The organism is Streptomyces apricus (assembly GCF_008369065.1).
GTDB lineage: Bacteria > Actinomycetota > Actinomycetes > Streptomycetales > Streptomycetaceae > Streptomyces > Streptomyces apricus.
This window is the reverse complement of record NZ_VDFC01000033.1, coordinates 63,345-69,146: the sequence shown is the minus strand read 5'-3', so window position 1 is coordinate 69,146 and position 5,802 is coordinate 63,345. Positions and strand designations below refer to the sequence as shown.

The following is a 5,802-nucleotide window of genomic DNA, read 5'->3' as shown; positions in this document are numbered from 1 at the left end:
GCATGCTGGCCGCCGGCAGCTGGCAGGACCGGCGCGGCGCCAACCTCCTGGACGGCGGCTGCCCCTACTACGGCACCTACGAGACGGCCGACGGCCGGCACATGGCGGTCGGCGCGCTGGAGGAGCGGTTCTACGACGAGTTCACCGGCCTCCTGGGCCTGGGGGAGTACGCCTCGTCGCGCGTACGGGTCCTGAAGCGGGCCGCGACCGCCTCGCGCAGCTCGCCCCAGCGGGAGAGGTCCCGGCGCGCCGAGGCGTACTCCCCCAGGCCCAGGAGGCCGGTGAACTCGTCGTAGAACCGCTCCTCCAGCGCGCCGACCGCCATGTGCCGGCCGTCGGCCGTCTCGTAGGTGCCGTAGTAGGGGCAGCCGCCGTCCAGGAGGTTGGCGCCGCGCCGGTCCTGCCAGCTGCCGGCGGCCAGCATGCCGTGGAGCATCGAGGAGAGGTGGGCGGTGCCGTCCACGATCGCCGCGTCCACGACCTGTCCGGCGCCGCTCGCGCGCGCGTGGTGGAGGGCGGCGAGGACGCCGACGACGAGGTAGAGCGAGCCGCCCGCGTAGTCCCCGAGGAGGTTGGCGGGGACGGCCGGGGGCGCGTCCGGGGCGCCGATCATGCCGAGGGTGCCGGTCAGCGCGATGTACGCGATGTCGTGGCCGGCCCGCCGGGCGAGCGGCCCGTCCTGGCCCCAGCCGGTCATACGGCCGTAGACCAGCCGCGGGTTGCGGGCGTGACAGTCGGCGGGCCCGACGCCCAGGCGCTCGGCGACGCCGGGCCGGTAGCCCTCGACGAGGACGTCGGCGCGTTCGGCGAGGCCGAGGACCCGCTCCGCGCCGTCGGGTGCCTTGAGGTCGACGACCACCGAGCGCTTGTTGCGGTTGGTGACGTCGTGGGCGGGGTCGATCCCCAGGCCCGGGCCCCCGGGACGGTCCACGCGCACGACGTCGGCGCCCAGGTCGGCCAGGAGCATGGCGGCGAACGGGCCGGGCCCGATGCCCGCCAGCTCGACCACCCGCMCCCCGGCCAGCGGGCCGTGTCCCGCCGCTCCCGACGCTGCCATCAAGCCCCCAGCACTGTGACACAACTGATGTAACATCAGTGATGTTATGAACGCGCTCCCCTTCGCACAAGCCTTTGGCGAGCAAGCGCTCAGTCAATTCTGCGGAGCTCGCGCTTCTTCCGCCGGGGTAACCGGTCCGGTCCCCGCGGGCCGCACGCTAGCCTCGGCCACCGTCGACGGCGCGGGCCGGACGGCTGGGAGGTGCCATGAGCAGGCAGAACGGACAGGACCGCCGGGACGGACAGGGCCGTCAGGACGGTACCGGGCGCGCGTACGACATCGTGCTCTTCGGGGCGACGGGGTTCGTCGGGACGCTCACCGCGGAGTACCTCGCCGCCCACGCCCCCCAGGGGCTGCGCTGGGCGATCGCGGCCCGCGACACCGGGAGGCTGGAGCGGCTGCGGGACCGCCTGGCGGCGATCGACCCAAGCTGCGCGGAACTGCCGCTGCTGCGGGCCGACGTCACCGACCCGGACTCCCTGCGGGACGTCGCCGGGCGGGCGCGCGTGGTGGCCACGACGGTCGGCCCCTACCTGGAGTACGGCGAGGAGCTGGTCGCCGCCTGCGCGGACGCCGGCACCGACTACCTGGACCTGTGCGGCGAGCCCGAGTTCGTGGACCTCATGTACGTGCGGCACGACGCACGCGCGCGGGAGACCGGCGCCCGGCTCGTGCACGCGGCCGGCTTCGACTCGGTCCCGCACGACCTGGGCGTCTGGTTCACCGTGCGGCAGCTCCCCGAAGGGGTGCCGCTGACCGTGGACGGGTTCGTCCGGGTCGGGGGGACGTTCTCCGGCGGCACCTTCGCCTCCGCCCTGGGCCAGTTCGCCCGCGGACGGCACCTGCTGGCCGCCGCGCGCGACCGCAGGCGGCACGAGCCGCGGCTGGTCGGACGCCGGGCGTACGCGCCCACGGGCGCCCCGCGCTACGCCGGGGAGGTCGGCGCGTGGGCGCTGCCGCTGCCCACCATCGACCCGCAGATCGTGCAGCGGTCCGCGCGGGCGCTGGAACGCTACGGGCCCGACTTCCGCTACCGCCACTACGCGGCGGTCCGCACGCTGCCGTCGGCGGTGGGCGGGGCCGGGGTGCGCTGCGTCGTCATGCGCCCAGCCTGCCGATCACGGCGGCGTCCGGCATCCGTACGGGTACTCAGACCGCGTACTCAGACCGCGTGCTCAAGCCGCGTGCTCAGGCCACGTATTCAGAACCCCTGCCGGGGAGCCGTCGTCTCCTTCAGTGCCCGGCGGCACAGCGCGTCGGCGTGCCGGGTCGTCTCGGGGAGGCGGAAGCGCGGCGCGAGGTGCAGGGTGTGGGCGCAGGCGGCGTCCAGGGTCATCCGGTGGCCCACCGAGACGAACACCGGCTTGGTCCCCGCCCGGGTGCGCAGCGCGCGGCCGACCTCCTCCTCGCCCGCGCACAGCGGCGCGGCGGAACCGCGCGGGGCGTCCGGCTCCTCGTGGGTGAACGTGAACGGGTTCTTGGCGACCCCGATCGTCGGGAGGCCGGTGAGGACGCCGAGGTGGCTGGCCAGGCCGAAGCGGCGGGGGTGGGCGAGCCCGTAGCCGTCGCAGACCACCAGGCCCGGGGCGCACGGCAGCGCTTCGAGGGCGGCGAGGACGGCCGGGAGCTCCCGGAAGGCGAGGAGCCCCGGCACGTACGGGAACGGCACCCGGCCGACGGCCGTGGACGCGGCGACCACGTCGAGGGTCGCCGCGTCCAGCACGACGGCCGCGGCCACGACGACGTCGCGTCCGTCGTCGTAGGCCACGTCGACGCCGGTCACCCGGCCGGTGCCCGGCGGCGGGCCCGGCTCGTCCAGGACCACCCGCCCCCTCAGCTCGTCCTGCACCGCCAGGGCCTGCTCCTCGGTGGCGGGCCAGCCCGCGGGGACGCGCACGGTCGTCACGGTGGCGTCGGCCGCGGGTCCGCCGCCGGTCGTCTGTCTGCCGTCAGTCATGGTGACGCCGAGCCTAGGGCAGACGCCGGGGCGGCTTCACCGTGCGGCCTTGGACGGGCGGGCGTCAGCGTTCCAGGCGGGCCACCCGGCCCTTCTCGCCCGAGGCCCAGCAGGCCCCGTCGGAGGTGCAGTCCACGGTGTCGTACGAGCCGGTGTCCAGCGTGCGCCAGGTGCGGCCGCCGTCCGTGGTGAGGTCGGTGCCGGTGGGGCCGACCGCGAGGGCGGAGGTGCGGCTGTGCGGGAGCCAGGCGACGCCGGAGCGGTACGCGGGCGGCGGCGCGGTGGCCGTGGTCCAGGTGCGGCCGCCGTCGCCGCTGACCGCCGCCGCCTGCGGCGAGGCCTGGTCGGCGCGGTAGTCGCCGCCGACCGCGATGCCGTGCGAGCGGTCGCGGAAGGCGAGGGCGAAGACGCCGCGGGCCGGGTCCCCCGCCGGGAGCGGGCTGTCGGCGGCGGTCCAGGTGCGGCCCCGGTCGGCGGAGTGCAGCACCCGCGCGCGCGACGCCCCGCCGGTGGCCAGCCACACGTCCCGCGGGCCCGAGCTGACCAGGCACTGCCCACTGGCCGCGAAGCCCGCCTCGCCCTCCTGGGCGGCGGGCATGCCGGCGTCGGGCAGCACCTGCCAGGAGCGGCCGCCGTCCCGGGTCGACAGGATGCGGAACCTCCCGTCCACCGGGTCGCTCATCGCCAGGCCGTGGCGCCGGTCGAGGAAGGTCATGCAGTCGTAGAAGGCCTTGGCGTCGGTGTTGCGGAAGGACTCGGTCCAGGTGGCGCCGCCGTCCTCGGTCCGCAGGACCCGGGACGCCTCGCCCTCGCCGATGGCCAGGACCACGGCGCGTCGGCCGTCGAAGGCCTCGACGTCGCGGAACTCCAGTCCGGCGGCCCCGGGCGGCGAGACGTTCCGCCAGTGCGCGCCGCCGTCGGTGGTGCGCAGGACGGTGCCCTGGGAACCGGCCAGCCAGGCGGTGTTCCGGCCGACCGCGGCCAGGCCGCGGAAGCGCGCGTCCGTGCCACTCGCCTTCGATTCCCAGCGCGCCGGCTTCGTGCCGGACGCCTCGTGGCCCGCCGGTCCGTGTGCCTGCGCCGGTGCCGGCGCCGTCAGCACGGCCGCGCACGCTACCCCGCACACCCCTGCCGCCGCCACGCGCCTCATGAATTTCGTACGTGTCGTGCCTCGCGTCTTCCCCAAGCCCCTCATGGCGGGCGAAGCTAGCCCACTCCCCCGGTCGCGTCCAGAGGCCCCAGGAGCCCCAGGAGTCCCGGACGATCACCTGGAAATCGGCGATCACTCCTGTGATTGAAAGGCGGTGACGGAGGTCACTCGGAGTTCATGCGATTTGGCAGGCACGGATCGGCCGGTTCCGGCGTCCTTACAAGTGCCCGGCTCATCCGTCCGCAGTTCGTCCGCACGTCACAAGGGAGCAAGGCGTTGTCCACCGTTATCGAGCAGCCCGTAGAGGCCCGCCTCGTCGCCGCCGCGCCGCGGATGCCGAGCATTCCCGCGACCCTCGGCTACGACCCCCGCGATCCCTTCGCCGTCCGCATGTCCTTCCCCGCCCCGTCCACGCTGGAAGGCGTGGAGGTGTGCTGGACCTTCGCCCGTGAACTGCTCGCCGCGGGGCTCGAGGAGGAGGTGGGGCACGGGGACGTGCGGGTGCGGCCGTACGGCTACGACCGCATCGTCCTGGAGTTCCACGCCCCGGAGGGCACCGCCGTGATCCATGTGCGCGCCGGCGAGCTGCGGCACTTCCTGGAGAGCTCGACGCGGCTGGTGCCGGTCGGTCTCGAACACCTGCACCAGGACCTGGACCACGAGCTCACCGAACTGCTGCGCGACTCCTGCTGACGCCGCGGCAGGCGGCGTGCGGCCGGCCTGCCGTGTCGAGGAGGGTTCCGAGCTCCCCGTGGCCGGGGCCACCGGACAGCGCGTCGTACGTCCCCGTGTCCAGCAGCTCCCCTGCGGCACGGCGGACCGGTGTGCGCGCTGCCCGGACCCACGCCGATCCGGGCGGCCTCCGGCGAGGACGGCTCCGTGACGGACGGAGCGCCGAATTCCGCCGCCACGCCGAACGGGCCGAGCGGGCCGAGCGGGCCTCTCAGTGCCCGGGCACCCCGGGAGGCGTCGTCGTCCCGGCCACCGCCGAGAGGACCTCCTGGATCGCCTGCTTCAGCATCGGGATCGTCGTCCCGCCGCGTTCGGCCAGGGCCGCGAGCCGGGCCTCGTACGGCCGCAGGTCCTTGTCCGGCACCAGCGTGCGCACCTCGGCCGCGGCCGCCAGCGCGACGAGCGCCGCGTCCCGCGGGGACACCTCGTCGACCGGCACCGGTCCCTCAAGGACCAGGCGGGCCTCCTCGCGCAGCCTGTCCACCACGGCGACCCGGTCGATCTCGTAGTCGACGGACGGGAAGACACCGAGCACGCGCGTCTTCTCGGCCCGCAGGTAGCCGTCCGCCGCGAGCTGCGCCTCCACCGCGTCCAGCGTGATGCGGGCCCGTAGGCTCACCCAGGTCTTCCACTTGTGCGGGAGGGACTCCTCGACGAGTTCCAGGAGCCCGTCGAGGACCGGGTCCCCGGTGCGGCCGTCGGGGTCGGTGGGCATGGCGACGCCGTCCGCGTCGGCCAGCAGCCCGCGCTGCGCCAGCTCGGTGAGGGCGCCGGCACGGACCAGGTTCGGGACCTGGGAGGCACCGGTGACCTTGCCTTTCGTGGTGTCCCAGGCCAGCAGGTAGAGACGGGCGGGCAGCGAGAGCGGGCCGTTGGGCACGGAGTCTCCTTCAGGCGGTCGGGGAG

General features: G+C 75.2%; 4 protein-coding genes and 3 pseudogenes. 3 read left to right on the top strand and 4 right to left on the bottom strand.

What is annotated here, in order from left to right; translation table 11 throughout:
• Positions 1-165, top strand: a pseudogene (locus FGF04_RS40990) (CoA transferase); the annotation flags it as partial.
• A 7-nt stretch (positions 166-172) separates the two neighbouring features.
• Here FGF04_RS40990 and FGF04_RS11285 read toward each other — a convergent pair.
• Positions 173-1,057, bottom strand: a pseudogene (locus tag FGF04_RS11285) (CaiB/BaiF CoA transferase family protein); the annotation flags it as partial.
• A 206-nt stretch (positions 1,058-1,263) separates the two neighbouring features.
• On the opposite strand from FGF04_RS11285, the pseudogene FGF04_RS11280 reads away from it, so the two are divergent.
• Positions 1,264-2,205: pseudogene (locus FGF04_RS11280) on the top strand (saccharopine dehydrogenase family protein); the annotation flags it as partial.
• Positions 2,206-2,258: 53 nt separating this feature from the next.
• Here the strand turns inward: FGF04_RS11280 and FGF04_RS11275 are convergent.
• Entirely contained in the window at positions 2,259-2,963 is a 705-nt protein-coding gene (locus tag FGF04_RS11275; RefSeq protein WP_188114050.1) for an endonuclease V, read from the bottom strand.
• A 115-nt stretch (positions 2,964-3,078) separates the two neighbouring features.
• On the bottom strand, positions 3,079-4,164 hold the full coding sequence (locus FGF04_RS11270) for a WD40/YVTN/BNR-like repeat-containing protein (protein ID WP_149511151.1): 1,086 nt from the start codon (positions 4,162-4,164) through the stop codon (positions 3,079-3,081).
• Positions 4,165-4,440: 276 nt separating this feature from the next.
• Between FGF04_RS11270 and ssgD the strand changes: the two genes are divergently transcribed.
• Positions 4,441-4,857: a spore wall synthesis regulator SsgD gene (ssgD, locus tag FGF04_RS11265; protein WP_149511150.1), complete on the top strand. Its 417-nt coding sequence runs from the start codon at positions 4,441-4,443 to the stop codon at positions 4,855-4,857.
• A gap of 250 nt (positions 4,858-5,107) precedes the next feature.
• Here the strand turns inward: ssgD and FGF04_RS11260 are convergent, their stop codons facing one another.
• On the bottom strand, positions 5,108-5,776 hold the full coding sequence (locus tag FGF04_RS11260) for a GOLPH3/VPS74 family protein (RefSeq protein WP_149511149.1): 669 nt from the start codon (positions 5,774-5,776) through the stop codon (positions 5,108-5,110).
• Positions 5,777-5,802: the final 26 nt, after the last annotated feature.

Excerpts from the sequence above, each read along its gene's own strand:
- FGF04_RS11270 (WP_149511151.1), bottom strand. The coding sequence starts at position 4,164 with ATGAGGCGCGTGGCGGCGGCAGGGGTGTGCGGGGTAGCGTGCGCGGCC.